This window comes from Dyella humi (genome assembly GCF_044904605.1).
Classification (GTDB): Bacteria; Pseudomonadota; Gammaproteobacteria; order Xanthomonadales; family Rhodanobacteraceae; genus Dyella_B; species Dyella_B humi.
This window is the reverse complement of sequence record NZ_JADIKI010000020.1, coordinates 1-25,291: the sequence shown is the minus strand read 5'-3', so window position 1 is coordinate 25,291 and position 25,291 is coordinate 1. Positions and strand designations below refer to the sequence as shown.

Genomic DNA, 25,291 nt, shown 5'->3' with positions numbered 1-25,291 from the left:
CATCCCAGTTGGCATGGGCAGTCTTTCGCTTTCACCTAAAGTTCAAGTCGCTTGGCGACGGCACAGCGACGGAATCAACGACTGCTTGACAGCTCTTCCAGGCGGTCCTGAATGCGCTTGCGATAGCGGCGGCTCAAACGGAGGCGAGCCGTGGAATCCAGCACGACCTCGTATTCGCCACTGTCCTGCAGCTCCAGCCCCCGAACCCGTTTGAGGTTGACGATGATCGAGCGATGGATGCGCGCAAATGTTCGTGCATCCAGATCCTGCTCGAGCTCCTGCAGCGTGCGGCGCAGGATGTGTGTGGCCACGCCCACATGGATGCAGGCGTAGTAGCTTGCCGCTTCGATCCAGTCGATGTCCGACACGTTAATGAACAAGGTCTGGCTTCGGCTCTTGACCACGATCTTGCTGATCGAGCGGCGTTGTGTTGGCGCATAACGCGCAAGCTTTTCCTTCGCGCGAGAAAGGGCGCGATGGAAGCGAGCATCGTCGAACGGCTTCAAGAGGTAATCCAGCGCGCCCGCCTCGAAGGCGCGCAGTGCATACGCATCGTAAGCCGTCACGAAGATAACGGTCTCGGGCATATCCGCACCAAGGAGCTCGAGCACATCGAAGCCATCACATTCGGGCATTTGTACGTCCAGGAACACGAGATCGGGCCTGGACCGTCTGATCTCCTTGATCGCCTCCAGCCCTGATCCGCATTCGATCACCGATGCGATATCGGGATCGTTGCGCAACAGGAGTGTGAGATTGCGACGCGCCAAGGCCTCGTCGTCGACGACCAGAACGTGGATCGATTGGGAATTGTCCTCAGACATTGCCATTCACGTCTCCACGAACGGCAGTGTCACGACAACCTCCACACCGCCTCTATCGACCGGCCTCAACTGCAACTCGGATCCATCGCCGTGCAGGATCTGCAATCGGGTGCGCAGATTGCTCAGGCCGACGCCGCCGGACGCCGCCTCCAGATCTTCTTGGACCCATGGGCCGTCGTTGTAGACCGTGAGACGAAGGGTGTCATCACAGCGCGCACCTGCGACACGGATCTCACCGCCGGCGATGCGCTTGGAAACGCCGTGTTTGATGGCGTTCTCCACGAGTGGCTGCAGCAGGAGATTCGGGACCTGTGCATCCCCGAGCTCGACGGGGATATCTAAACTCACTCGAAGGCGGTTCCCGAACCGGACCTTCTGGATATCGATATAGCGCTGCAGGTACTCAACTTCCTCCGTCAGGGTCACCTGCGCCCGGTGAGAGTCTTCCGACGCACGACGCAGAAACTCGCTCAAGCCCACGATCATCCCGACCGCTTCATCGTTGCGTTGGTCTCGCACAAGGCCAACGATCGAATTGAGCGTGTTGAACATGAAATGCGGATCCATCTGACTTTGTAGTGCAGCGAGCTGAGCGCGAGACAGCTCCTCATTGAGCCGCGCGGTCTCGGTCATCTGCCGGGCCATCTTTTTACGCGAGTCGACAACGTAGGTGACTGTCAGAATCAGGACGTAGACGATCACAAACGTCAGGATCTGGTTGGTGAACAAGGACCTCCACGTGTGCGCGAAAGTGGGCGGCTGCTCACGGTGCCATGGGTTGAAGATGACTCGAAGCCACGCCGACCATGTTTCAGCGACCGTGCTGATGATGGCGAAAGCCACCAGATGTGCGATCGCCGTCTTCAGAACCGCACCGTGAACGAACGGCCATCGTCGCGCCAGTTCGATAACAAGCGGCGTCGCCAACACCCAGGGTAGCCAGGACACGAACGCGATCACGAACGGTAAAAGCCACGAGCTGCCCTCTCCCATGGCGCGCATGATGAAGATGGTCTGACTCGCATCGAACAGCGCGCCCGCACACCAGACGGCCGCGATCCAAGTCCAGCGGGTTGAGCGCGTGTGCGGCGGAACGTCAGTCATGACCATAACGTTACACCAAAGTCATCGCGAAAATCAGGCGCTGCAGTGAGTGGCCGGTCCGGTGCAGCGAGTGGTCTGGGCAGATGCATGGCGCCTTCGCCAGACTAGGCGACGAACGTAGCCAAGGCGGAAAGCGCAGCGACATTCATCATAGCCATATCTGTAAATAGCGTGGTTGACACGGACACTCATGCATTCGCATTTCCAGGAGTCATCGTATGAAAAAGAATTCAGCGTTCGCCCTCCTCTTCCTCGGCACTGCAACGCTGTTGCATGCCCAAACGTTGTCCACCCCGGCTTATGTGACCGATGCAGTCGCCGATGCCGCGCGTCCGGCTGCCGATAAGCAAGTCGACAACGATCGCAAGCCGGCTGCGCTAGTCACGTTCGCCGGCATCAAACCGGGCGACAACGTCGCTGACGTGATGCCGGGTCACGGCTACTTCACTCGCATCTTCAGCAAGGTGGTTGGTGCAAAAGGTCACGTGTACGCCGTCATCCCGCAGAGCCTGGCTACCAAAGTGCCCCCGGAAAAGCTCAAGCCCATCCATGAGCTGGTTGCCGATCCCGCTTACAGCGGCAACACCAGTCTCGCGATTCGGCCCTATGACCGACTCGATGTCGGCGCGCCGTTGGATGTCGTTTGGACATCCCAGAATTACCACGACGTCTATGGCGCAGTGCCCGTTTTCAGCGTTAGCGGAAGCACTGGCCCCGAGCAGGCAGCCAAACTCGATGCCGCCGCATTTAAAGCGCTAAAGCCAGGTGGTGTTTTTATCGTCGTCGATCATGCAGCTGCACCCGGCTCCGGCGGTAGGGATGCCTCCACGCTGCATCGCATCGATCCGGCAACGGTCATCGCTCAAGCGAAGGCAGCAGGTTTCGAGCTGGACGGAACCAGTGACGTGCTCAGCAATCCGCAGGATGGGCACGACAAATCGGTGTTCGCTCCGGAAATAAAAGGTCAAACTGACAAGTTCGTGTTGAAGTTCCGCAAGCCCACAGCGGGATCGAAGACCGAGCCGTGATTGAGCCAGAGTGTGTGCCGCGTCGACTGATAACTTGGCTAGCCCGTAATCAGTCGGGCTTGCCACTTATCCGATTGGCGTGGTGCTGCAATCCGGTCGGTGTAACGCCACAAGACAACGAGCCATTCGACATACCGCTTCTTCTGAAACCGTCCATGGCGACGCTGACTCGACCATCCAGGATTCGCCCCTCCAGAAGCAGACATCTTCATGAAGCGGAAGAAACTCATTCTGATCATCATCACGGTGACGGTGCTCATTGGCACCGCCCATTACTTTCGTGACGATGCGTCTGGAGCGAGCCATGTCGCGTTCGCGCCACGCGCTGCGGTACCGGTAAAAAGCGCTGTGGCCACGCGAGGGAATCTCGATCTATCGTTGAACGTTGTGGCGCGCACCGAAGCGTGGTCCACCGTCACGGTACGTGCGCGCAACTCGGGTCAGCTCAAGTCGCTGGGCTTTGCACCCGGCGCGATGGTAAAGAAAGGCGATCTTCTGGCGCTGCTCGATCCCTTGCCGTTCCAAGCTCAGCTCGACCAAGCGATCGGCAATGTCGCCAAAGACAGGGCACAATTCGACAAAGCGCAGGCGGACCTGCAGCGCTATAGCCAAGTCGTCGCCAAGGGTTACATCTCGCGCGCCGATTTCGACGCGTATCAAGCGAACGTCGGTGTCACGCGCGCCACGCTGCAAACCGACCGTGCCGCACAGGAATGGGCTCAACTTCAGCTCAGTTATACACGCATTACCGCACCATTCGACGGTGTCGTTGGGCTGCCGCAGGTCTGGCCCGGTGCAGAGGTCACAGCCGATAGTACAGACATTGTGGTGATCAATCAGATCGAACCACTACGGATCAGCTTTAGCGTTCCGGAAGCCAACTTGAGTGCCATTCGCACCGAACTGATGCACGGCCCCGTAACGGTGCAGGCACGGCTGCCGGGCGATAGCAGCGCGTCCTTGCAGGCTCGGCTGGAATTCATCGACAACACGGTGGACGTCAACACCAGCACCATCGTGCTCAAGGGTCGCCTTGAAAACGTTGACGGCCGACTTACGCCGGGCCAGTTCATGCAAGTAAGCATTCCCACCGAACACCTGATCAACGCGGTGAGTATGCCGGCGCAAGCACTGCAAAGCTCGGACAAGGGTGACTTCGTATTTGTGATCGGCGCGGACGGCAAAGCTCATCAGCGTTTTGTCGACACCGGACCGACCGCAGAAGGTCGCATGGTGATCACGCAAGGCCTTCAAGCTGGCGAGCGCGTCGTCATTGATGGCCAGCTATCGTTGAGCGACGGCAGCCTCGTGCGCATCGCTGACGGCACATAGGTCGCAACGATGAACCTACCCGAGCTGTGCATCCGACGCCCGGTGATGACGACGCTGTTGATGCTGGCACTGCTGGTGTTCGGCATCGCCGCGTATCCGAAGCTGGCGGTGAACGAACTACCCAACGTCGACTATCCCACCATTCGCGTCACCGCCAGCTTGCCGGGTGCCTCGCCGGAAGTCATGGCGTCGGCCGTCGCCACACCACTTGAAGAGCAGCTATCCACGATTCCCGGTGTCGACGCGATGAATTCATCCAGTTCATCGGACGTTACGAGCATCACCTTGAGTTTCGAGTTGAGTCGAAACATAGACGCTGCAGCGCAGGACGTGCAATCGGCCATCTCTGCCGCGCAACACCAGTTGCCGCCCGGCATGCCCACGCCACCGATACTGCGCAAGGTAAACCCCGCCGACGCACCGGTGCTGTTGTTGGCCATGACATCGCACACGTTGCCGTCGTCGCAATTGGACGAATACGCGCAGACGCAGCTGGCGCAACGACTATCCATGATCGACGGCGTGGCGGACGTCCACGTTTACGGCGCCACCAAATACGCGGTGCGCATCAGCATCGATCCAGATCGATTGGCCGCTGCCCGCATTGGCATCGATCAAGTGCAACAAGCGGTCGCCGACGCCAACGTCAATCAGGCCACCGGCACGCTGTACGGACCCAGCCAGCAGTTCCAAGTCCGCACGCAAGGCCAACTGCTGCGCGCCGCACCCTATAACGACATTGCCCTGGCCTGGCGCAACGGTGCACCGGTGCGATTGGGCGATGTCGGGCAAGCTTACGACGGTGTGCAGAACGATCAGGTCGCCAGTTGGTACAAGCACGATCGTTCAGTCCTTTTGGCGATTAAACGCCAACCCGGCACCAACACGGTAGAGATGATCGATCGCATCAAAGCGGTCCTGCCGAGTTTTATTGCAGGCTTGCCGCCATCCGTAAAACTCGACGTGCTGTATGACCGTTCGCAATCGATCCGATCCTCGGTGAACGACGTGCAGTTCACGCTACTACTGGCAGGCGTGCTGGTCGTGCTGGTGATCTATCTCTTTCTCGGCAATCTATCCGCCACGTTAATCCCCGCCGTCACATTGCCGCTCGCCGTGGCCGGCACGTTCGGCGTGATGTATCTGCTGAACTACAGTCTGGACAATCTTTCGCTGTTGGCGCTGACCTTGGCAGTGGGCTTTGTCGTAGACGATGCGATCGTGATGCTGGAAAACATCGTGCGTCACGTCGAAGCCGGTCTCGATCCCCACACGGCGGCTCTGAAGGGTGCGGGTGAAATCGGCTTCACCATCCTTTCGATGACGTTATCACTGATAGCGGTGTTCATTCCGGTGATGTTTATGGGTGGCATCGTCGGGCGTCTGTTCCACGAATTCGCCGTAACGCTAAGCGTGGCGATTCTTATCTCCGGGGTTATCTCTGTCACGCTTACGCCGATGCTGTGTAGCCGCTTCATCAAGGCGAGCCATCGCGAGAAGAAGAATGGGCTCATCGCCGCATTCAATCGCTATTTCCAAATGACGCAACGCGGCTATGTGCGTAGTTTGCGTTGGTGTATGGATCGTCCCCGACTAGTGCTTGGCGTATTCGCGCTTAGTCTGCTGGCGACCGTGTCGCTGTTCGAATCCGTACCCAAAGATTTCATCCCCGCAGGCGACAGTGGTCAATTGCAAGTCAACACGGAAGGGCCGCAGGACGTTTCGTTCGGCGGCATGGTGGCACGTCAACAGCAATTGGCACAGATCGTCGCGCAAGATCCAAATATCGATGCGTGGATGTCCTCGGTCGAGGCAGGTGGCACGACGATCAACGACGGCGAAATGTTGTTGAAGCTGAAGCCGGCGAATCAGCGAAGCTTGCGTGTGGATGAGGTCGTGCAAGAGCTGCGACAAAAGTTCGCCATGGTCATCGGCATGCGTGCCTACGTGCAGAACCCGCCAATGATCCAGATAGGCGGCCTGCGCTCCAAAGCGCAGTATCAGTTCACTTTACAGTCCATCGATCTGAACGCTCTGTACGATTGGTCCGGTAAGGTCACGCAGGCGTTCTCGGCGCTGCCCGGTTTTCAGGATGTCACCAACGATCTCAATCTAAGCAGCCCTTCCATTGAGGTCGAAGTAGACCGTAGCAAATTGGCGCCGCTGGGGCTGACCATGGCGCAAGTCCAGACGGCGCTCGGCGCGTCATTTAGCCAAAATCAGCTTTCCACCATCTATGGCGCCGCGACGCAATACTGGGTGGTGATGGAGGTTCAACGCGCGCTGCAGAACGATCCCGCCGTGCTCTCGAAGCTCTATGTGACCTCCAACTCCGGCAAGTTGATTCCGCTGGATACCGTAGCGAGGTTCGTACGCAAGCCACAGGTGATGACGGTGAATCATCAAGGTGAGTTACCCTCGGTAACCGTCTCCTTTGGACTCGCTCCTGGCGTGAGCCTTGGCACCGCTTTGACCGAGATTCACAGCGCATTGAAGCAGATCGACTTACCGGCAACCATCAGCGGCAACCTGCAAGGTAATGCTCAGGCGTTTCAGCAGTCATTGAAGGGAACTGGCATCTTGCTATTACTAGCCGTGTTTGTGATCTATCTCGTGTTGGGCATTTTGTATGAGAGCTTCATCCATCCATTGACCATTCTGTCTGGTCTGCCCGCCGCAGCGGTGGGAGCGCTGCTTACGTTACAGATGGCTCATTTCGCCCTGGATTTATTTGGATTCGTCGGCATCGTGCTGTTGATCGGCATCGTCAAGAAGAATGCGATCATGGTGATCGACTTCGCGCTGACACGCCAGCGTGAATCGGGGGCATCGCCGAGCGATGCAATCTTCGAAGCCTGCCAAGTGCGCTTCAGGCCGATCATGATGACCACCATGGCGGCGCTCACCGGCGCATTGCCCATCGCCTTTGGCCTAGGCGCCGGTTCGGAGGTGCGGCGACCACTCGGCGTGGCCGTTGTGGGCGGTCTACTGCTCTCTCAGTTACTCACGCTGTATCTCACGCCGGTGATCTATCTGCAGCTGACGCGCTTGCAACGGCGATTTGCGTTGGGGTATGTCGAAATAAAATCGGCTGCATGAATCGACATGAGTGTGTAAGGAAGATTTATCGCCCGCGCGAGCACTCCTTACTCATCATCACAGCAAGCCAAGCTGGGTCGCCTTTAACGTAGCTGCTGCACGCGTCGAGCACTCCAATTTGCGGAACACACTTTCCACATGTGTGCGTACGGTACTCGGGCTAATGGCGAGCTTTTGCGCCACTACTTTGTTGCTCGCACCAAGACTGATCCAGCGAAGGATCTCTCGTTCGCGCTGGCTTAGAAGCCCGGTCGACGATGCAGCAGGCAACGCGGTAGCGGCTGGCGCTCTATCGAGAAGTGCGTGGACAACGTTCACGTCGTGACGCCCTGCCCTGGCTTCGGTCATCAACAATTCCGCCGCTATGTCTTCGGAGTAGGCTTCACGCCATGGACGTGGCGCCTGCAACGCAGCGAGTGCAACGGAGGCAGCGAGAATACGCCCCTCGAGCGATATGCCTGCTTCTTTGGCCTCACGAAAGTAGCCGGATCCATCCGACCGTTGATATGCATAAGAGGCCACTTCCGCCTCGCTGGCCAGCGAACCTATTTGTCGCGCAGCGCGGCCGGTCCAGTACGGCACAAGGCGAACGCGTTCCCACGCTGACTGCGGCAGTTTGCCTGGGGTATCCCAGATCATGTTGGGGACGGAAGCTCTTCCCATGCCATGGATGAGTGCAGCGCGATAAATCCTCCGTTGTCCACTTTCATCCAGGCCGAGTTGCTGTGCCGTGTTGCGCGCCAACTGGGCCACGAGTCGCGAATGTCCTGTCATCCAGGGCAGTTTGAGGTCGATAACGTGCGCCAAGATCTCTAGCGACGTCGCATGGCCAGCGAAACCTTCATCGAGCGAGCACGGACCGGATAGGGTCGGATCCTCCTCCAGCGCAGCCAGCCATGGCCGGGCATTTGCAACGATTACGCGCGCCAGTTCTCGCGGATACAGTGCACCAGCACGTGCATTGATCAACGTGTACGCCTGCTCAAGGCCATACAACCGATGAAAGATGTCGAGGTCGCCAGCCAGCGATGCCATGTAGACGGCCATCGGCACTTCCTCGGCGCGCAGGCCGCCTGGTGCACCGGTGCCGTCATAGCTTTCGAATAGATGGCGCAATGCGAACTGCGTTGTGTCGTCCAATCCCAGCTGTACGGCAATGTCACCTGATACCTCGCAATGGATGCGTGACAAAGCGAGGAACGCCGATCCCTTTTTGCGAGTGGCAGCTCGAAAGCCGCTCGTTGAAGACTGGGCCGCCAGAAGTGCTTTCCGTCCGCTTACGTCGTCACCAAATAGCTCTGCGAACTCGGGCGCATTGGCTGTGCATCCGGACCAGCGCAACAGTGCAACCGCCATGGCACGGGTGCATGCCACCTCATCGGCGCCGGCTTCCTTGGCCAATTGCCCGGCTATCCAGGCGACACGCGGCGAATGGTCCGTGGGTTGCCCCATGGAAAGATCTCCCACGAAGGACAGGGAGCGCACGACATCCAGTAGCGGAACGGTCGAGTCATCCATAGCAATGTCATTGGCTATCAACAGGAAGGAGAAAGTCTAGCTGTGTCCGTCTCGCGTCGGCCTCGGTCATTCAACCGATGGTGCGCGTGGCAGCCGCAGCGCAAGCTGTGCACCAAGGTTGGTTACCCAACCTCTCACCGACAAATGTCCGAACTGCTTACTACTTCTGGAGATTCCCATGAAAGCTAATAGCGTCAAGAACGTTGTGCTGGTCCACGGTGGTTTTGTGGATGGTTCCGGCTGGCAGAAGGTTTATAACTTGCTGAAGAAAGATGGCTTCAACGTTGCCATCGTGCAGAACCCAACCACCTCGCTGGCTGATGACGTGGCAGCCACCAAGCAGGTCCTTTCACAGCAGAATGGGCCCGCCATTCTGGTGGGTCACTCTTACGGTGGCGCAGTGATCTCCGAAGCGGGCAACGACCCCAAAGTGGAGCGCCTGGTCTACATCACTGCCTTCGCGCCCGACGCTGGGGAATCGGTACAGTCGCTGATTGCCAACCCGCCTCCGGGTGCACCGGTGCCGCCGATTCTGCCGCCACAGAACGGCTTCCTGTTCCTGGATCGCGCCAAGTTCGCTGAGTCGTTCGCGGCTGACGTTTCTCCTGAAGACGCATCCTTCATGGCCGATTCCCAAGTGCCTTGGAGCGTAGATGCCTTAGCTGGCGCGGTGACCGTGCCAGCCTGGAAGACTAAGCCGAGCTGGTACCTGATCGCCACGGACGACAAGATGATTCCGCCGCCTGCCCAGCGCCAGATGGCCCAACGTGCCGGCGCCACCGTGGCCGACGTGGCAGGCAGTCACGCAGTGTATGTTTCCCAGCCTCAGGCTGTAGTTGATCTAATCAAGCGAGCCGCCGAGGGTGGCGAATAAAGAATTCCGCACCGCTAGAGGGCGCTCAACGCGCCCTCTTCTTTTCCGGACGCCTGCTTCCGGCCGACAGCATAGGTAGAGATCTGATATTGAGACATTTTCGTCTCCTGATAGGTCATGAGCCGGGCTAGTTGCTCGATCTTTGCTATAGCGACGAGCAGCAAGATCGGAATTCGATACGATGTCCGGAAAAATTTTGGCTCTTATCGCATGGAGTGTGAATTGGCCGCTTAGCAAGCTCTCCGGTGCCGGCTTGTTCCATGAATGGCTTCCCGATCCCGGAAGTCCCCATATAGCACCCAAGAAAGGCGTGCGTCCCCTTCCCCACTTCACAACCGAAAGTCTGTCCAGATTCTGAGTTTGCTTTCCCGACACGTAGGGTCTAGAACCTTCGGCTTGGAATTTTGACGCAACTCGACAACTCGTTACGTTGACGCGTCATGCTCTCGCCGCCGTAGCGACATTCCCATCAGCAAAAATCCGTACCGTTCCGCGAGCTCGAGGACTCTATGCGTCGACTATGGAAAGCTCTGATCGTCGTTGGTTTCCTGTTCGCTGGTCTGTCATGGCATGCCCACGCCTGCGCCGATTCCGAATCGCCGGAGGCCCCGGTGGCTGGCAACGACCAGCATTCCTTGGCGCCATCGACAAGCCATGTCTCGGCCGCGTCGATCAACACGGGACGAATTCAACCGCGACCCGCTCAGATAGTGCGAGGCTGGGGCATGTCGCTGGCTTGGGAGGCGAACGATCTGTATGGCGGCGATCGTCAGCCGGCGAAGATCAACGACCCGGCAACGCAAAGTGCATACATGGACCTGCTTTATGGAAACCCTGACACCGGCCTTACGCTTGGCTTAAACATCGCGCGATACAACATCGGCGGTGGCGACGATCCGACTCACACGCACATGCGCCCGGACGCGCAAATGGAAGGCTATCAATCCGGCCCGGATGCGCTCTTCGACTGGAACCGCGACGCGCCGCAACGAAAAATGCTACAGGAAGCAAAAAAGCGCGGCGCCGATATCTTCGAAGCCGCGGCGTATTCGCCGCCATACTGGATGACCGTGAGCGGCTGCGCGTCCGGCAGCAAGCAAGCGCATCAGGACAACCTGCGACTCGAGATGCGGCAGCGTTTCGTCGATTACCTGGCGACGGTCGTCAAGCACTTCCGTGACGCAGAAGGTGTCGCGTTCGAAAGCATCGAGCCGTTCAACGAGCCGGATCTAAACGCTTGGACGGCCGGCGGCGCTCAGGAAGGATATTCCGCGCCCATCGCAACGCAGGACGCGGTGATACCGATGCTGGCGATCCGCTTAAAGCAACTCGGTTCGCCCACGTTCGTCGCTGGTGTGGACACAAATAATGTGACGGCGGCGTTGACCACCGCGGACCAACATACTCTGGAAGCCCGTGCTTCGCTCGGACGACTCAACACGCACGACTATCATCATGACGTGTCCGATCTGGCGACATTGAAGGCATACAAGGCGCTGAGCGAGAAACTCCACAAGCCGATCTGGATGAGCGAACTCGGCTGCTGCTTCCGCGATCAGAAAGAACCCGACGAGATGTGGGGCGCACTTTTCATGAGCGACTCGATCCGCACGGATCTGCGCGATCTCGGAGCTGAAGCATGGATACTCTGGCAACCGGATTGGGAAATCATCGCCTTCGATCCGCATGGCGGCAAACCCAAGCCGAAAAAGCAGTACTACGCCATCGCGCAATACACACGCTTCATTCGCCCGGGCTTCCGGATCATTTCCGCGGGCGGCGCCTTCCACACGCTCGCCGCATACTCATCCACATCCAGACGTCTCGTATTGGTGACGACCAACGGAGACAACCCGGGCAGGAACGAGCTCGACCTCAGCGCCTTCGCAGGATTGCCGCATACCGTGCAGGTTTATCGCACGACGGAAGATGTGGGCGCCGATTTGCGCGCGGAAACGATCGCGATCGCGCCGGACCATCGCATCATCGATCCACTGCCGCCACGCTCCATCAGTACGTACGTTATCGACGGCGCAACGCCGTTGCCCGGCGCGCCGACCAACACTCTCGAAGGGATGCACCAACTCGCAACGCAATCCACCGGGCGTTGCATCAATATCGTCACCAACTCCACGCAGAGCGGTGCCGCGATCATTCCTTATGCATGCGGTGCGTACATCAACGAACTATTCAACTTCGTCGATCGCGGCAACGGTTTCTATTCGATTCAAACGGTGAACGCTCACGACAGCCTATGCTTGAACATCGCGAACGACGCCTCTTCTCCGGGTGACGGCAAAACGCGCGGTGGCCCTGGCAACCTCATTCAATGGCCTTGCGGCGAAACGTCCGTGACCGATAACGCGTTGTTCTATCTGGAAGCTGCGGGTGCGGATAGCTATCGGATTCACGTGAAAGGTTCCGGCTTGTGCCTAGAAGAGCCGAGTGGCGCCAGCACCTTGCGACAGAACCGCTGCGATTCCGCATCGTCGAAGCAACTATTCACGCTTCGATGAATACCGCTTTCAGCGAGAACGCAACTGTTGGGATAAAGCGCGTTCAACGCTGAGCGAAAAGGGCTGGCTCAAACGGTCTAGGGCGCGTCTACCGATTACATGTTTGTACACGTTTACATTCTTGTTTATACACATTATGCTATTTCCATGAAACGCGGCGGTGCCTGACATGAGCGTGCACCGGCACATCGAACACCCCTCTTCCAGGGGAAACAAGAGATCGTGCCCGACACCCATGCGCACCAAACCCGCCGCGCATAACTCCGAAGTCCGTGCACGTTTACATTTGATCCCAATAAAAACACCTGCATGAAACCAGATATCCCTCTCGCCCGGCGCGACCTGATTGCCGACCGTCTATCCAGCGGGCAGGCGGTGGTCTCCGCCGCGTTGGCTGTCGAATTTGATGTCTCCGAAGACGCGATTCGGCGTGACTTGCGCGCCCTTGCAGCTGAGGGACGGTGTCGCCGCGTCTATGGGGGCGCCCTCCCCATCTCACCCGACTCCCGTCCGATGGCTGCGCGAATGGATGAAGCGTGGGAGCAGAAAACAGCATTGGGCCGCGTGGCAGCGACCACCATTGCGCCTGGTGAATTGGTTTTTCTGGATAGCGGCAGCACTAACCTCGCGGTAGTCGACTTTCTGCCGGAAGACTATGAGTTGACGATTGTCACCAACTCCATCGACATCGCCGCAGCTGTTCTGCGTCGCCCCGATTTGAAGTTGATCATCGTAGGCGGCACTGTCGATCCGGTCGTGGGCGGTTCTATCGACGCCACGGCAGTATCTGGCATTTCCCAGATGAACATCGACCGGTGTTTCCTGGGGGCGTGCTCGGTATCGAGCAGCAGCGGGGCCTATGCCTTGAACGCGGCGGATGCAGCGTTCAAGCGAGTGCTGGTCGCAGCTAGCCGGCACACGATGGTCTTGGCGACGAACGGCAAATTCGGGACGAGCGCGCCTTATCGGGTGGCCTCCATCGAGGCAATCGAGTGTTTTGTTGTCGACCATGACATACCGAATGCGGACTACGAAGCGCTGACGAATGCGGGTGCCAAGGTGCTCAGAGCTGAACGTTCTTCCTGATTGACTTTTCAACGGAGCAACTCATCGTGATGTCTGCCGATCGGCCGGAGACACGGCTAGCTACGCGCCTTGCTTTTCTCGCGGCTGGCTTTGGCATTGCCTGCTGGGCTCCGCTGGTGCCGTTCACCAAACGGCGGTTGGCCTTGAATGATGGTGAACTCGGCCTACTTCTCCTGTGCATGGGCATGGGCTCGGTGGTGTCCATGCCCGTCACGGGGATGTTGATCGCACGCTTTGGAAGCAAGCCCGTCATTATTGCGGGCGGCTTAGGTCTGGCTTTTCTCCTCCCGCTGCTTTCGCTCGCAAACTCGCACTGGATGTTGGGTCTCACGCTTTTCGCCTTTGGTGCCTCGCTGGGCTCGCTCGACGTGGCGATGAACGTCCATGCAGTCGATGTCGAACGTGCCTCAGGCCGACCGATGATGTCTGGCTTCCACGCGCTCTACAGTGTGGGTGGATTCGCGGGTGCAACCTTGATGACCTTCTTGCTCTCGTTCCACCTAGGCGCCCTCAGTGGCAGTCTTCTGTGCTCAGCGCTGTCGGGTCTTGCCATTGTTGCGGCGTGGCCTCGATTGCTTCGAGCCACGCACGCGAAAGAAGAGCCCCTGTTTGTCATGCCCCATGGCGTCGTTCTGGTGCTCGCCGGCCTGGCAGCCATCATGTTTCTCGCAGAGGGCGCGATTCTCGACTGGAGCGCGCTGCTCATCACGGACAAGGCGTTGGTCGCCGAAGCGCATGGTGGACTTGGCTACACGTTGTTTGCCGCGGCAATGACCATCGGTCGCCTATGCGGAGACGCCGTAACGGCACGAATCGGCGACCGGACCATGTTGATCGGAGGTAGCCTCATCGCCATAGGGGGATTTATAGTTCTCCTTGTATCCCCCGTCCCCATCGTGGCGTTGGCAGGATTTCCACTGATTGGCCTGGGTGCGTCGAACGTGGTCCCCGTTCTGTTTCGGCAAGCCGGTTCCCAGCGCGCCATGCCGATCTCTCTTGCCGTGGCCGCCATGACGACAACCGGTTACGCCGGCATACTCTTGGGACCTGCAGCAGTGGGGTTCGTGGCTAAGAGCATGAGCTTGCCGATCGCCTTCGGCATGCTTGCCGTGTTGCTCTGCGCCGTGCCCGCGTGCGCACGCTTTGTCACCGCGCGCGCCACCTGAGATGAATGACCGATGCGCATTGCACACACTGCGTTAAACATCGGCTTGCATGAGAGGAAACCATGATCAAGAAGAAAATGGGGCACAAGAAATGAAGAATCCTTCATCTGGCATTGTGAAGAGCAAGAGCCACTATCTTATTCTCGATGGGTTGCGAGGCGTCGCGTCGCTGATCGTCGTCTTGTTTCATATTTGCGAGGCGTACTCGCCAGACCATCCACTTACGCAACCCATCAATCACGGCTACCTTGCGGTCGACTTCTTCTTTTTGCTCTCAGGTTTCGTCATCGCCTATGCGTACGACGATCGATGGGAAAAGCTATCCACGTGGGATTTCTTCAAACGTCGCCTGATCCGTTTGCAGCCCATGGTCGTCATGGGCATGACCATAGGTGCCCTGCTCTACTATCTTCAGGCGGGCGCTGCCTTTCCACTGATAGGCAACACACCGGTCTGGAAAGTGCTCATCGTGATGTTGGTGGGATACACGCTACTTCCGCTTCCCATGTCCATGGACATCCGCGGCTGGGGCGAAATGCATCCCCTTGATGGCCCTGCATGGTCGCTTTTCTTCGAGTACATCGCGAACATTCTTTACGCACTCGGTTTTCGGAAACTTTCAAATCGAACGCTGGGGATCTTGCTTCTGCTCGCCGCAGCACTCCTTGTACATCTTGCCGTATTCGGCAAACAGGGCGACCTGATCGGCGGCTGGTCGCTCGATGCAGAGCAACTTCATATTGGTTTCGCCCGTTTGCTCTTTCCGTTTATCGCAGGCCTTCTTCTGATGCGCCTCGGCAAGCGCATTCACATCAAGGGAGCATTCGCGATATGCAGCTTATTGCTCATCGTTGCTCTTTCATTGCCGCGTTTCGGTGGTGCGGAACATCTTTGGATGAACGGGCTCTATGAATCCATCTGTCTGATCATCATCTTTCCGATCATCGTCGCCGTGGGTGCGGGGGCAACGTTGACCGAGGGGTTATCCACGCGCATAGCCAAGTTTTTCGGGGGCATCTCCTACCCGCTCTACATCACGCACTATCCACTCATTTATATCTACACAGAATGGGCGGCGAGCAACAAACCGTCCGCTACTCGGGGGGCTGAAGTCGGGGCTCTGGTTTTTATAGGAAGCATCGCCATTGCCTATAGTTGCTTGAAGTTTTATGACGAACCGATTCGTAACTGGCTCAGTCGTCGATGGCTCACATGGCCGCATGGAAAGACATGAGGTCTGAGCGCTAGGAATGTGAAATGAGACTGCTGATCAGCGTCACAAACGCGGTCAGAATCTAAGATATCCCCACGTTTTTAGCTTGTCATGCCGGAGCAGCCCGAAGCCGCCCTATAACAGCGAAGCGGGTCCAATTAGCCCTGAAATTCAGCCGTGCCTCTTGTCATTCCGGCGAAGGCCGGAATCCACGCTGCGCACTGGCGATGGATTCCGGCCTTCGCCGGAATGACGAGCAAAAAAGCATGCGGCACGTTTATCGCTTCCCGTTCGATTTTCATACCGCTCTATCAGAGCGGCCGTCTCCCTGTGACCTTCTCGTGCAGTGATGTGTGCTGGCTTTGCGCCAGCTCGGGGTCCAAGGGGTCAGAGTCTGAGGTTTCCCCACGTTTTCATGCCGTCACAGTCATCTGATCGAACACATATAGTGGCAAAAAACGTAGTCGTTGAAGCGATTGCGGTAGCGGCTCATAAGGCCAGTCCCTGACGAGTGCTTCACGGCCTAAGCGCAGGATCGAGTAGAGCCTGCGCCGAGTCGATATCGGCGACAACCAGTGCGCCATGCCCTTCGCTTCGCAACTCATGCCGGCTATCCAGCACGAGAAGGCTGCCAGCGCGTTGACCAACAGCAGGATTTCCAGTCGCGATCCTACGCGCGTAAGACTGTCTTCGAAACCTTGTCCATAGCGGTGCGATTTCAGATCACGAAAGGAAGCTTCGATTTGCATCCGACGTGCGTAGAGCATGACCAGTTGTCGTGCACTCAACGTATTGAGGGATGGTGAGGCGACCAGCAACCACGGCTCTTTCTCGCGCCTAGCGCATTGTCGACTGATCTTGCTCTGCGCCACCTTGCCATGCTGAGTCCGGTGTTTACGCCCTTTCGGTCTCTTACCATAGATCACGCAGCGACAGTTAAGTGGGCGGCTGCGATTGGTTGTCATCATCGGTAATTCGCGTGGTGTTCGATCTGCAAACCGGTAAAGCGCACGGCATGGCACCCATTCGTCCGATCGATCTGCAACGTCGATCGGCTTGACGAGTGTGCGACCGCGCAGGCGCCCCACCCAATCCCAGCCCATCGCCGACACCGCTTCGAACCAAGGCGTTCGATAGCCTGCATCGGTCACCAGAACGGGGCGTACGCCGTCGGGCATCAGCGATTTTAGGAGCTGAAGAAAGCGTCTTTCTGCCTGAGGCGAGCCTTGCTGCTTACCGGGAAATACCATGTCCAGCACAGGTAGCGTGCGACCTCCAATCGGTACCGCTGCACGCAGCAGACACCACGACTTATCCGGTTTCAAATCCGTCCAATCGATCACGATCACAGGGTGTTCGCCACGCAAAAGCCAGCGGCTCATATCGGCGTAGATCACTTCTCGATAGTCTTGGAGACGCCGATTGCTGAGTAATCGATCAACGGCTTTAAGCGGGGCTCGCACACGCTGTGCCCCAGGCCAAGCACGCGCGATGTCCATCAGCGTAAGGCGCCTTCCCGACACCAACGCTTCCACAGATCTAAGTAATGCTTGCTTGCGAAGCGCATGCATCACACCCAATGAATTAGCTAAACACTTCTGTAATACTCGGCTCGCGCGCATGGGTCGGCACTCTTCTTTTGGCTTGGTCGCCTTGAAGAATGCGCCATGCGCGCACTGTCATGCCAATCAGGATCGTTGCAAATCGTTGATTACACGAAGGGAAACGTGGGGAAACCTCAGACTTTGACCCCATTATTTTTTGATTCCAGCTGCGATGCGCGTGACGTGAACCGGGCTCGGAACCCGACGTGGCCGGCTTTTGTCGCTTCAGGTGTAGTTCCTCATCAACTCCTCGAGAAATTCACGCCCTGACGCATGGGCCATCGACAAGCCACGCTCGCTCTTGTCCGCCAATAAAAGCTCAAGAGCCGCCGCACCAAAGAAATGATCTGTAGCGAAGTACGGGTCGCCGCTTTCGTTGAGTTTCACGTGCCAATCAACACGGGCATCCAAGGCCACGACTCCAAGGTCAACCGGCCGCCACTGGTAGACAGCCACGCGACCAGCAGCGTCCACCCATAACATGCCCCCATGATCACCTTCGTCCCACATGCGTTGAATCATTCCTTCGACTAGCGACGGCCAATCATCAGCCACCTCAAGCCAGCCCAGGAACGCGCGCGTATGGGTTGAAAACACCGCAATCTTTGTGTCTGGACCGAGGCATGGTGCCACCAATTCACGAATGGCTTGCGTCAGTTCGGGATAGCCTAGTCCAGAGTCAAAGAAGAGGTGCGATCGAAACCGCTTCGCAAAGACATAGCTGGGTAGGCCAAGGCCCTCCACGATCATCTCGGAGCATTCTTTGACGTTGCGTTGCATGCGTATGGCCTTTCGGGTGTCCCTATTTGTGCCTGCTCTGGATTGCGGAAGCGGGCGTCCAGCTAAGCGTCATTTAGCTCGTCGCTTGAATCTTCGGCGTCCCTGCCGAAGATCTGCTGAGGGAATTGTTTCAGACCGTTAGTTCGCTTGCACGCCAGGCCCGATGTTTTTTTCGAGAAAGCCCTGCACGTGGTTGTACATGTCCACGAGATTCTCTTCCTTGTAAAAGCCGTGCCCTTCGGGGGTAGCCCACGTAGACCCATTTATTTGTACGCGGGACCTTGCTCGGACTGCTTGGCCTGAAGAATTACTTCGTAAATCGCACGCACATTATCGACAGGTTCGAACTCAGTCGACGAATAGGCGGCCGTCATGAACCAACGTGGCATCGCCGCCAGACCCGGCTCTTTCACGGTTCTTTCGAAGTAAATCGAGCCACTCAGATCAGCTCTCTCGATAACATCAACTTTACGTAGTTCGGCGAATGGAATACTTGTAATCTTACGATCCCCAGCCGCTGTAAGGGCGATAATCGCACGCTTATTTGTTACCCAATACGTGGTTTTTCTGCGCTCTAGAGCATCACGAATGAAACGCCCAACCAGTATCTCAAGGCCGACAATCACAACTGGAAGGCCAAACAGTATTGAAAAGATTGGAGCCCCCGATTTGATCGCTGAATATTCCCCAAAAAACGCGCAAACGCACCACACCAAACCAAAAGGAATGGCCAACCAATCAGTTCGTCGGAAGTGGATGCCCCCTCGTGGCGCACCGTGCCAAAGCAACACTTCACCGCTCCTAAGCTCCGGTTGCAAGGCAGACATGATCAGGCACCTTCGTTATGAATGATCACTGTGTTTGATCGAACAATTCGAAACGACATCACGTTTTTTATCGGTCATTTTTTAGATGGAATCTCGCCAATCTAAATTGGATTGCACCTCCAACGAAGGCCATGCATCCAAGTCCAAGACCCAACCAGATGTACCTAACCTGACCTACAACATGACTTCCGTGATCATAGACGTTTCCATATGAGAACCCATATTGTTTGTAGATATAGATCGGGAATGCCATGCCAATGAACATGAAGAGCAATCCCGACGCAACCTGGAACAGTAGGTACGCACGGTTCGATTTCACTTTCATAAACTGCCTGTGAGATCGGAAAAGGGGTAAAAGTACTTTTTTTGTTAACCTGACGAGAGCAATCAAAAAAAGCACTCCGCCCCTTTATTGTTGTCTCAATTAACCTTAATCATATACGCAAATAGTAATCATCAAGCACATCGACGCAAATCCAAGCAAGGCGAGTGCTGCAAACAATCGAATCAGCACAATTTTCTTTTTATAATTACCAATTATATTCGCAGGAAATACACCGGGATAAAAAATCAATCTCAATATCTTGACCTGTCCAACCAAATCCGTATTACTTGGATCACCAATCTCTTTCCAGTAATTTTGCTGATTTTTCTTTAAATCACGGACGAAATTAATCAAAAACACAAAATACAATACAGACGTTATTAAAAAAAACCAACCAACTCCTATTTTTAAAATAGACATTGCTATATCCTCTATTTGTTAGGCTGCCAATCTACAGAATATAGATGGAATCCAGCGCCCGCGCCAACACCACCATCCAAAGTTAATTGAAACGTTGATGGCAGCGAGTATCCAAAGGAAAGGCGTCCACCCAATACCTCGTGGTATTCAACCTCCCCACCTGCGGTAAAGCTCAAAGGCCCTTCTTGAGCGTTCGCCCCCTATAGGTAATTTCCAATAATTTGGCGTCTACGGATGCATTTGCGCCGAGTGCAGGTGTAACAATACTGACTTTGTCATCGTCGTGATAGAGAGATTTTTGAACTTGTATGCCGCCACCATATGCGTACATGGCGGAAGCATTTATCGTTGGCGATCCAACAAGAGCCCCACTAAATGAAAAACCACCACTTTCTGAGTTGCTAGATGAAGAAGCAACCTGATGAATGGACGTTCCACCTCGCTTATCCGATGCATCCCTCATTCTCTGTACCTCTGGGCTTACTGCAGGGGGCGGAGGAGTCGGCCGCTGCATCGTTGGAGTTGGATCACAAGGCTCATCTTGGCCAGCATGGCCTCCAATGCATCGCCCCGTAGGGTCCGTGTAGCGCTCAGGATTATCGTTGGCATATGCAAACCTGTTGAAGTTGAACTTATCTGCCGCAACTGGTTTGACAGAATCTACACTTAGAAAACGTCCTGTTGCTGGATCGTAATACCGCGCTTGCATGTAGACGAGATTCGTCTCTGGATCATTCACATGGCCGGTGTATCCAGGACCTTTGGGGGCAGCACCAGGCGTCGACGTACCTTGCGGCGCATAGGTTCCATAAGGCGTGTACTCGAATGTCGCGGTGATATTGCCGCTCGCATCCGTCTCTGCGAGAGGTGTTCCCTGCGGGTCGGTATAGACGTAAGTCACCGTACCGCCCGTCTGCGCAAACGCATGCGTGCCGGCAAACAGCAAACTCAGCGCCAACCAGCGCAGCAAAGTCCCTATGGACTTTCATACCTAGCGAACGGATAAATGCAGAATCCGTGCCGGCTGCTTTCCATCCTTAATGGATAAGACCGATCATCAGCTACGCGGTTTGCGAGCTTTCTTGACGGGAGGAGGGACAAACAAACCCGACTCGGGACCTGACCAGATGTCATACATGGCGCGAAGGTCTCTCTTTCCTGTCTTCCGCACGAAATTTTGAGCAATGCCCACAAGAAACCCAACAGTGTTCATTGGGACCACACCTGTACCAACAATCACCACCTGACCATAGTCCACATTTCGACGATCTCGCAGATCCTGGCCCCATTGCAGGCGTTCCGGGTGCGTCCGGAGCATCACCTGTCCAAGATACATACCACCGTCCATCGCCAGCGAATAAGTACGATTGGTTAGCTCCCAAGCCTGGACGGGGAGTATGTCTCTAAATTGGGGTTGCATTTGCTCTCGCACCTGCGCCAACTCTTCGGATGTACGGGCGCGTGTTTCAACTTGAGTGGGAAGCCATTCACCCAAAGTATCAAGGGAATCGGGAGTTTCGTCCGCACGCCAGCGCTCAAACCCGGGCGTGGTCCGTACGGTATCTTCAAGGATACGAATGCGTTCCGGCAAAATATCAAGAAACCACTCTTGGTAATCGGCCAATTCGCGTTTGGACATTCGGGGAAAGTCCAACGTAAAAGGAGGCTGTATGGTCGGGTAAGTCATGCGTTTTTCAATTTGATTAGCTCCGCCCGGCTTTCTCTGTCCCGCCTCCCCTCTTTTCTTATTCTTGATTACGCTCGATCAAGTATGTAAAGCAGCTTGGAAACATCGATCGGCTTTTTGCGTTTCACTGCCCATCGAGCCGCTTCATCAATGGCAGCATGAATTGTACTTTTAAGGTAGATCGTCGGGTTTGATGATACTTCTTCGGGCACCGCGACCTGGACCATTAGCAAAGCTCTCGCCTTGGAAAAGCTACCCGTGCGGACTCCAACAAACTCCGGCTTCAACATGTTCCCAGGAACCTGAAACACGACATTTAGATTCAAAGGTGCTTCAACACCCTGACTTGCCTCATCGATACGAATAGCTAAATCTCTAATCGCATCATCCCATGGCTTGTTAGCCAAGGTTGAGCCACCAACGATCCAACCAAGGGAAAGAGCTGGTGTCTCTTCCGTCGTATCCGTAGCTTTCATGGAACTTTCCCCACTAGGGGTGTCGTCATTGTCGTCAATCGATACAAATAAACAGAGCGAGTACTTAGCACAGAATTACCATGCAGTGTGTCAGCAATGAGATGACGTCCCTTTGCCGCCAGTATTTTGCGCTTTTTCATAAAGGCGAGCACGCTCGTCAGGAACGTCCAGGCGATCAAAGTCCCTCACGAATTCTTCAATCACTGTTCCCACACTTTGGTGGTATTTCCATAGCGCAGTAGCCGAAATTTCTTGTATAAATGTCAGGGCTTCCAACACATCCCCGCACTGCGGGTAAGGGACTCCGTCCATTTCGTTTAGCAAGTCCAGATAAAGCCGCTCTAACTTTGGTCGATGCTCTTCCGAAAAAATGGTCTCGTACGCACTCGACTCATTCTCAATGTCGTCAGAAGAAAGTGCAGCCCTACCGTCGTAACCGAGATATTGCTCCATCCAATTGATCTTTCGCCCCCCTCTGTGAAGGAAAAGACGATAAATAAGCAGCAGGATTTGATTGAACATGGGATCACTTTCCGGTTGGTTGCAGGTGCCACACTTCTTTGGTGGTCGGGTTATAGATCATCTCAAACGCATCATTGACGTAGCGATTGAAGCCTGCTTTGCGATCAGGGGCAATCGTTTTGGCGGTATTGAGGACCTCTTCCGCTTGCAAGAAGGGAGCACCACGACCGGTAGACCATAGCTTGTTGTAGTAATACTTTGAGAACTTGAAGGCCGACCCTTCGGCCTGATAAAAGCCGTCTACCAGCTTGATTTCGCGACCAATGGTAGTCGCTGCCTCTGCCTCGATGCCTTCGCCAGGCAAAATTGACAGGCCACCCATGATCAAATCGCCGCCACCGCAATGCTCACCGTCAGCACAGCCGACAAGCGTCATCCCTGGCACAGCATCAGCCACTGGCGCGACTGCCGCAGATGCAGAGGCTAAATCCTCATTGACAGCGCCGTTCATGTAGGTAATGGCTGTCTGTGCCTGACCTAACGGCCCATGCTGGCTCGTTGGCATCCCGCTTGAACCGCCTAAGATGGCTCTGCCAACACCGGAAAAATAATCGGATAGTCGGCGCATCATCATGCACCCTGAGCCACACTCGGTGTCCATACCCGTGGGATCCAACCCCATAATGGGGTTGTTATTGACGTACGCGTATCGATTGAAGTTGAACGCATCGCCTGCCGCTGGCTTGGCAGGATCCGTGCTCAAGAAATGCCCCGTCACCGGATCGTAATACCTCGCTTGCATGTAAACGAGGTTGGTTTCCGGATCATTCACATGGCCGGTGTATCCAGGACCTTTGGGGGCAGCACCAGGCGTCGATGTACCTTGCGGCGCATAGGTTCCATAAGGCGTGTACTCGAATGTCGCGGTGATATTGCCGCTCGCATCCGTCTCTGCGAGAGGCGTGCCCTGCGGATCCGTGTAGACATACGTGACCGTTCCGCCCGTCTGCGCAAGTGCATGCGTGCCAACAAACAGCAAACTCAGCGCCAACCAGTGCAGCAAAGTCCCTATGGACTTTCGTATTTGCCGCTTCTTATGGGTAACCATGTGTAACGTCCTTATTTGCCAATTTCGCAACGAATGATCGATGAGCGCTGACAACACTTATGGAAACTAGCCGCCCGGAACGATGCCATTCGCCATGGCTCCAATGACCTTCCAGCCCGAAGGAATCGAAAAGCTCGGACACGTGTAAGGCATCGGTGCAGGCGTGCTTTCATAGCCGCTGCCACCCAATGGCGGACACACCTCAAGCTGCGCCGATCCATGCTGGTAGATCACGCCGGTCATGTTGGTGCCTCGCCCCTCGATGAGGAAACCGGCCGAACTCCAGGGAAGCTGATAGCTGCTATCGAGCCACCATTCGGTGGTTTGCCACAGCGTTTGCTGACCGATCTCGTTGAAGGTGCGATCCAGTTCGAGACCAAAGGCCGTCTGGTTGGATGCGATATAGATCAGGCTCATCAGGGAGCCTTCGTAGCCGCCACCCAATGCAACCATGGTGCTGCCCGGACCGTACTTGCCGAACGAGTACGGTGTGAATTGGTTGCCTGCGCTATCCCAGATATACAGATCCTGCGCGGCACTCGTCCAAATGATCGACACGCGATTCGATGGGGTGTAATACCCGATCGAAATCGGATAGTAACCGCAGGTGATGTTGATGGTGTTCGATTCGACGTGAACGCCATTCTTCATCAACCAGTAGCTGAACTGGCATGTCGAGGTGTTCAACCAGAGCAGATCGTCTTGGCCATCACCGTCTACATCACCCGCACCCATCAGCGTCCATCCCGACGGATAGGAGTCGATCTGCGTGGAGGTGAAGCCACCCTGTCCATTGTTGGTCCACAGATAGAGATCATGATTGCTGCTGGTGAAGACCAGGTCCGCCAGGCCGTCCCCATTGAAATCGCCAACAGCGCCCACGAAATAACCCTGCGTCACGTTGTATGTGTGCGCGCTGAGCTTGGTGACGGCGCCATTGGCATCGTTGGTGTTCATCAGCCAAGATTGGAGTTGACTGGTTGTCGGATTGAACAACAGCACATCGGATACGCCATTGCCATCCATGTCGCCGGGCACGTGTAGACCGGAGGGAACGGGTGTTGTGACGCGCAATGCAGGCAAGGTGTCGAAGCTGACAGTCTGCGCAGAGACCGAAACTGGCCCAAATAGAACGACCAAAACACCCACCACCTTCAACCACCGTTGTTTACGCATACTCCCCCCGAAATGATGAGCACCCTTGACACGGATGTACGAACTTTTCTCTACGTAGCGAACCTGAAGAGTTGTGACCTTGATGCGTTACCCGACACCCTTGGATATGCCTGCGTGATCGCGTGTATGGCTTGGACCTCATGCATGAGCGTGACAGCAATGCGCCATCGGCGATGACATCTTCATCGCCGAAGCTACAGTGGCATCAAAACTGCACCCAACCGCCCCAAGGCGAACACCCGGAGCTATTGCATGCTTCCACCCGTGCGGAGCGCGTCCCGATTTGGCTGGGGGGAAAGCCTGTTGAGTAAGAAGTATTGGGTCCCGAATACATGGTCGAAACCGTGGTCCCAACCAGTTCTTGAAATGTGTAAGACGTTGCATTGGACTCTGCGGTCCAAGTGAACGATGCAACAACATTGGTGCCTGGGCGGCTTTCTTTCACTGTGATGGCTGGCGTTGCGGGAATCAGCGCAACCGTCTCGGTAACCTGGTTGCTCCAACCGCTGCATCCCCCACCGTTGCATGCCTGGACTTGGTATTGATACGTCCCGTTGCCGCGACCACTGGTGTTCCAACTCGTTGCACCACTCGACTGCACCGTGGTCCACCCCGCACCGTTGACGTTCTCCTGCAGGATGTAACTGGTCGCCGTGGCCACCCCAC

Annotated in this window: 22 protein-coding genes and 1 pseudogene; 8 read left to right on the top strand and 15 right to left on the bottom strand. The window is 56.1% G+C overall.

Going from position 1 to position 25,291, the window contains the following annotated elements:
- Window positions 1-74 precede the first annotated feature (74 nt).
- Window positions 75-830, bottom strand: coding sequence for a LytR/AlgR family response regulator transcription factor (locus ISP18_RS00555; protein WP_380016052.1), 756 nt, complete (start codon window positions 828-830; stop codon window positions 75-77).
- Window positions 831-1,928 (bottom strand): sensor histidine kinase, encoded by a 1,098-nt coding sequence (locus ISP18_RS00550; RefSeq protein ID WP_380016054.1) that lies wholly within the window; start codon window positions 1,926-1,928, stop codon window positions 831-833.
- 218 nt (window positions 1,929-2,146) lie between these two features.
- Between ISP18_RS00550 and ISP18_RS00545 the strand changes: the two genes are divergently transcribed.
- The 3 genes from ISP18_RS00545 (at window position 2,147) to ISP18_RS00535 (ending at window position 7,387) form a co-directional block, all read left to right on the top strand.
- Entirely contained in the window at window positions 2,147-2,956 is an 810-nt protein-coding gene (locus tag ISP18_RS00545; RefSeq protein WP_380016056.1) for a class I SAM-dependent methyltransferase, read from the top strand.
- A 210-nt stretch (window positions 2,957-3,166) separates the two neighbouring features.
- The gene (locus ISP18_RS00540) at window positions 3,167-4,288 is read left to right on the top strand and encodes an efflux RND transporter periplasmic adaptor subunit (protein ID WP_380016058.1); all 1,122 of its coding nucleotides are present in this window, start codon (window positions 3,167-3,169) and stop codon (window positions 4,286-4,288) included.
- A gap of 9 nt (window positions 4,289-4,297) precedes the next feature.
- On the top strand, window positions 4,298-7,387 hold the full coding sequence (locus tag ISP18_RS00535) for an efflux RND transporter permease subunit (protein WP_380016060.1): 3,090 nt from the start codon (window positions 4,298-4,300) through the stop codon (window positions 7,385-7,387).
- A gap of 57 nt (window positions 7,388-7,444) precedes the next feature.
- On the opposite strand, the gene ISP18_RS00530 is transcribed toward ISP18_RS00535, so the two are convergent.
- Window positions 7,445-8,839, bottom strand: coding sequence for an HD domain-containing phosphohydrolase (locus ISP18_RS00530; RefSeq protein WP_380016062.1), 1,395 nt, complete (start codon window positions 8,837-8,839; stop codon window positions 7,445-7,447).
- Window positions 8,840-9,083: 244 nt separating this feature from the next.
- Between ISP18_RS00530 and ISP18_RS00525 the strand changes: the two genes are divergently transcribed.
- The 5 genes from ISP18_RS00525 (at window position 9,084) to ISP18_RS00505 (ending at window position 15,781) form a co-directional block, all read left to right on the top strand.
- Window positions 9,084-9,779 (top strand): alpha/beta fold hydrolase, encoded by a 696-nt coding sequence (locus ISP18_RS00525; protein WP_380016064.1) that lies wholly within the window; start codon window positions 9,084-9,086, stop codon window positions 9,777-9,779.
- 509 nt (window positions 9,780-10,288) lie between these two features.
- The gene (locus tag ISP18_RS00520; RefSeq protein WP_380016066.1) at window positions 10,289-12,295 is read left to right on the top strand and encodes a glycoside hydrolase; all 2,007 of its coding nucleotides are present in this window, start codon (window positions 10,289-10,291) and stop codon (window positions 12,293-12,295) included.
- Window positions 12,296-12,604: 309 nt separating this feature from the next.
- The gene (locus ISP18_RS00515) at window positions 12,605-13,381 is read left to right on the top strand and encodes a DeoR/GlpR family DNA-binding transcription regulator (RefSeq protein ID WP_380016068.1); all 777 of its coding nucleotides are present in this window, start codon (window positions 12,605-12,607) and stop codon (window positions 13,379-13,381) included.
- A 29-nt stretch (window positions 13,382-13,410) separates the two neighbouring features.
- Entirely contained in the window at window positions 13,411-14,547 is a 1,137-nt protein-coding gene (locus tag ISP18_RS00510; protein WP_380016094.1) for an MFS transporter, read from the top strand.
- Between the two features lie 91 nt (window positions 14,548-14,638).
- Window positions 14,639-15,781 carry an acyltransferase family protein gene (locus ISP18_RS00505; RefSeq protein WP_380016070.1) on the top strand — a complete coding sequence of 381 codons (1,143 nt, stop codon included), beginning with the start codon at window positions 14,639-14,641 and terminating at the stop codon, window positions 15,779-15,781.
- A 137-nt stretch (window positions 15,782-15,918) separates the two neighbouring features.
- Here ISP18_RS00505 and ISP18_RS00500 read toward each other — a convergent pair whose 3' ends face one another.
- The 12 genes and pseudogenes from ISP18_RS00500 to ISP18_RS00445 form a co-directional block, all read right to left on the bottom strand.
- Window positions 15,919-16,062, bottom strand: coding sequence for a hypothetical protein (locus tag ISP18_RS00500; RefSeq protein WP_380016072.1), 144 nt, complete (start codon window positions 16,060-16,062; stop codon window positions 15,919-15,921).
- A gap of 111 nt (window positions 16,063-16,173) precedes the next feature.
- Window positions 16,174-17,382 (bottom strand): IS4 family transposase, encoded by a 1,209-nt coding sequence (locus tag ISP18_RS00495; protein WP_380016074.1) that lies wholly within the window; start codon window positions 17,380-17,382, stop codon window positions 16,174-16,176.
- A gap of 207 nt (window positions 17,383-17,589) precedes the next feature.
- Entirely contained in the window at window positions 17,590-18,144 is a 555-nt protein-coding gene (locus ISP18_RS00490) for a hypothetical protein (RefSeq protein WP_380016076.1), read from the bottom strand.
- Between the two features lie 263 nt (window positions 18,145-18,407).
- Window positions 18,408-18,971: a hypothetical protein gene (locus ISP18_RS00485; RefSeq protein WP_380016078.1), complete on the bottom strand. Its 564-nt coding sequence runs from the start codon at window positions 18,969-18,971 to the stop codon at window positions 18,408-18,410.
- A 430-nt stretch (window positions 18,972-19,401) separates the two neighbouring features.
- Complete coding sequence (locus ISP18_RS00480) at window positions 19,402-19,716, bottom strand: hypothetical protein (RefSeq protein ID WP_380016080.1); 315 nt, start codon at window positions 19,714-19,716, stop codon at window positions 19,402-19,404.
- A gap of 172 nt (window positions 19,717-19,888) precedes the next feature.
- Window positions 19,889-20,662 carry an RHS repeat-associated core domain-containing protein gene (locus tag ISP18_RS00475; protein WP_380016082.1) on the bottom strand — a complete coding sequence of 258 codons (774 nt, stop codon included), beginning with the start codon at window positions 20,660-20,662 and terminating at the stop codon, window positions 19,889-19,891.
- 111 nt (window positions 20,663-20,773) lie between these two features.
- The gene (locus ISP18_RS00470) at window positions 20,774-21,355 is read right to left on the bottom strand and encodes a hypothetical protein (RefSeq protein WP_380016084.1); all 582 of its coding nucleotides are present in this window, start codon (window positions 21,353-21,355) and stop codon (window positions 20,774-20,776) included.
- A 116-nt stretch (window positions 21,356-21,471) separates the two neighbouring features.
- Entirely contained in the window at window positions 21,472-21,879 is a 408-nt protein-coding gene (locus tag ISP18_RS00465; RefSeq protein WP_380016086.1) for a hypothetical protein, read from the bottom strand.
- Window positions 21,880-21,969: 90 nt separating this feature from the next.
- Window positions 21,970-22,401 carry a hypothetical protein gene (locus ISP18_RS00460; protein ID WP_380016088.1) on the bottom strand — a complete coding sequence of 144 codons (432 nt, stop codon included), beginning with the start codon at window positions 22,399-22,401 and terminating at the stop codon, window positions 21,970-21,972.
- A gap of 4 nt (window positions 22,402-22,405) precedes the next feature.
- Entirely contained in the window at window positions 22,406-23,449 is a 1,044-nt protein-coding gene (locus tag ISP18_RS00455) for an RHS repeat-associated core domain-containing protein (RefSeq protein ID WP_380016090.1), read from the bottom strand.
- A gap of 66 nt (window positions 23,450-23,515) precedes the next feature.
- The gene (locus ISP18_RS00450; RefSeq protein WP_380016092.1) at window positions 23,516-24,625 is read right to left on the bottom strand and encodes an FG-GAP repeat domain-containing protein; all 1,110 of its coding nucleotides are present in this window, start codon (window positions 24,623-24,625) and stop codon (window positions 23,516-23,518) included.
- 205 nt (window positions 24,626-24,830) lie between these two features.
- A pseudogene (locus ISP18_RS00445) lies at window positions 24,831-25,291 on the bottom strand (hypothetical protein); the annotation flags it as partial.

What these genes read in the sequence shown, in the direction of transcription:
- ISP18_RS00555 (WP_380016052.1), bottom strand. Translation starts at nt 830, where the DNA reads ATGGCAATGTCTGAGGACAATTCCCAATCGATCCACGTTCTGGTCGTC.
- ISP18_RS00550 (WP_380016054.1), bottom strand. Translation starts at nt 1,928, where the DNA reads ATGACTGACGTTCCGCCGCACACGCGCTCAACCCGCTGGACTTGGATC.
- ISP18_RS00545 (WP_380016056.1), top strand. Translation starts at nt 2,147, where the DNA reads ATGAAAAAGAATTCAGCGTTCGCCCTCCTCTTCCTCGGCACTGCAACG.
- ISP18_RS00540 (WP_380016058.1), top strand. Translation starts at nt 3,167, where the DNA reads ATGAAGCGGAAGAAACTCATTCTGATCATCATCACGGTGACGGTGCTC.
- ISP18_RS00535 (WP_380016060.1), top strand. Translation starts at nt 4,298, where the DNA reads ATGAACCTACCCGAGCTGTGCATCCGACGCCCGGTGATGACGACGCTG.
- ISP18_RS00530 (WP_380016062.1), bottom strand. Translation starts at nt 8,839, where the DNA reads ATGGGGCAACCCACGGACCATTCGCCGCGTGTCGCCTGGATAGCCGGG.
- ISP18_RS00525 (WP_380016064.1), top strand. Translation starts at nt 9,084, where the DNA reads ATGAAAGCTAATAGCGTCAAGAACGTTGTGCTGGTCCACGGTGGTTTT.
- ISP18_RS00520 (WP_380016066.1), top strand. Translation starts at nt 10,289, where the DNA reads ATGCGTCGACTATGGAAAGCTCTGATCGTCGTTGGTTTCCTGTTCGCT.
- ISP18_RS00515 (WP_380016068.1), top strand. Translation starts at nt 12,605, where the DNA reads ATGAAACCAGATATCCCTCTCGCCCGGCGCGACCTGATTGCCGACCGT.
- ISP18_RS00510 (WP_380016094.1), top strand. Translation starts at nt 13,411, where the DNA reads ATGTCTGCCGATCGGCCGGAGACACGGCTAGCTACGCGCCTTGCTTTT.
- ISP18_RS00505 (WP_380016070.1), top strand. Translation starts at nt 14,639, where the DNA reads ATGAAGAATCCTTCATCTGGCATTGTGAAGAGCAAGAGCCACTATCTT.
- ISP18_RS00500 (WP_380016072.1), bottom strand. Translation starts at nt 16,062, where the DNA reads ATGAAAATCGAACGGGAAGCGATAAACGTGCCGCATGCTTTTTTGCTC.
- ISP18_RS00495 (WP_380016074.1), bottom strand. Translation starts at nt 17,382, where the DNA reads ATGCGCGCGAGCCGAGTATTACAGAAGTGTTTAGCTAATTCATTGGGT.
- ISP18_RS00490 (WP_380016076.1), bottom strand. Translation starts at nt 18,144, where the DNA reads ATGCAACGCAACGTCAAAGAATGCTCCGAGATGATCGTGGAGGGCCTT.
- ISP18_RS00485 (WP_380016078.1), bottom strand. Translation starts at nt 18,971, where the DNA reads ATGTCTGCCTTGCAACCGGAGCTTAGGAGCGGTGAAGTGTTGCTTTGG.
- ISP18_RS00480 (WP_380016080.1), bottom strand. Translation starts at nt 19,716, where the DNA reads ATGTCTATTTTAAAAATAGGAGTTGGTTGGTTTTTTTTAATAACGTCT.
- ISP18_RS00470 (WP_380016084.1), bottom strand. Translation starts at nt 21,355, where the DNA reads ATGTCCAAACGCGAATTGGCCGATTACCAAGAGTGGTTTCTTGATATT.
- ISP18_RS00465 (WP_380016086.1), bottom strand. Translation starts at nt 21,879, where the DNA reads ATGAAAGCTACGGATACGACGGAAGAGACACCAGCTCTTTCCCTTGGT.
- ISP18_RS00460 (WP_380016088.1), bottom strand. Translation starts at nt 22,401, where the DNA reads ATGTTCAATCAAATCCTGCTGCTTATTTATCGTCTTTTCCTTCACAGA.
- ISP18_RS00455 (WP_380016090.1), bottom strand. Translation starts at nt 23,449, where the DNA reads ATGGTTACCCATAAGAAGCGGCAAATACGAAAGTCCATAGGGACTTTG.
- ISP18_RS00450 (WP_380016092.1), bottom strand. Translation starts at nt 24,625, where the DNA reads ATGCGTAAACAACGGTGGTTGAAGGTGGTGGGTGTTTTGGTCGTTCTA.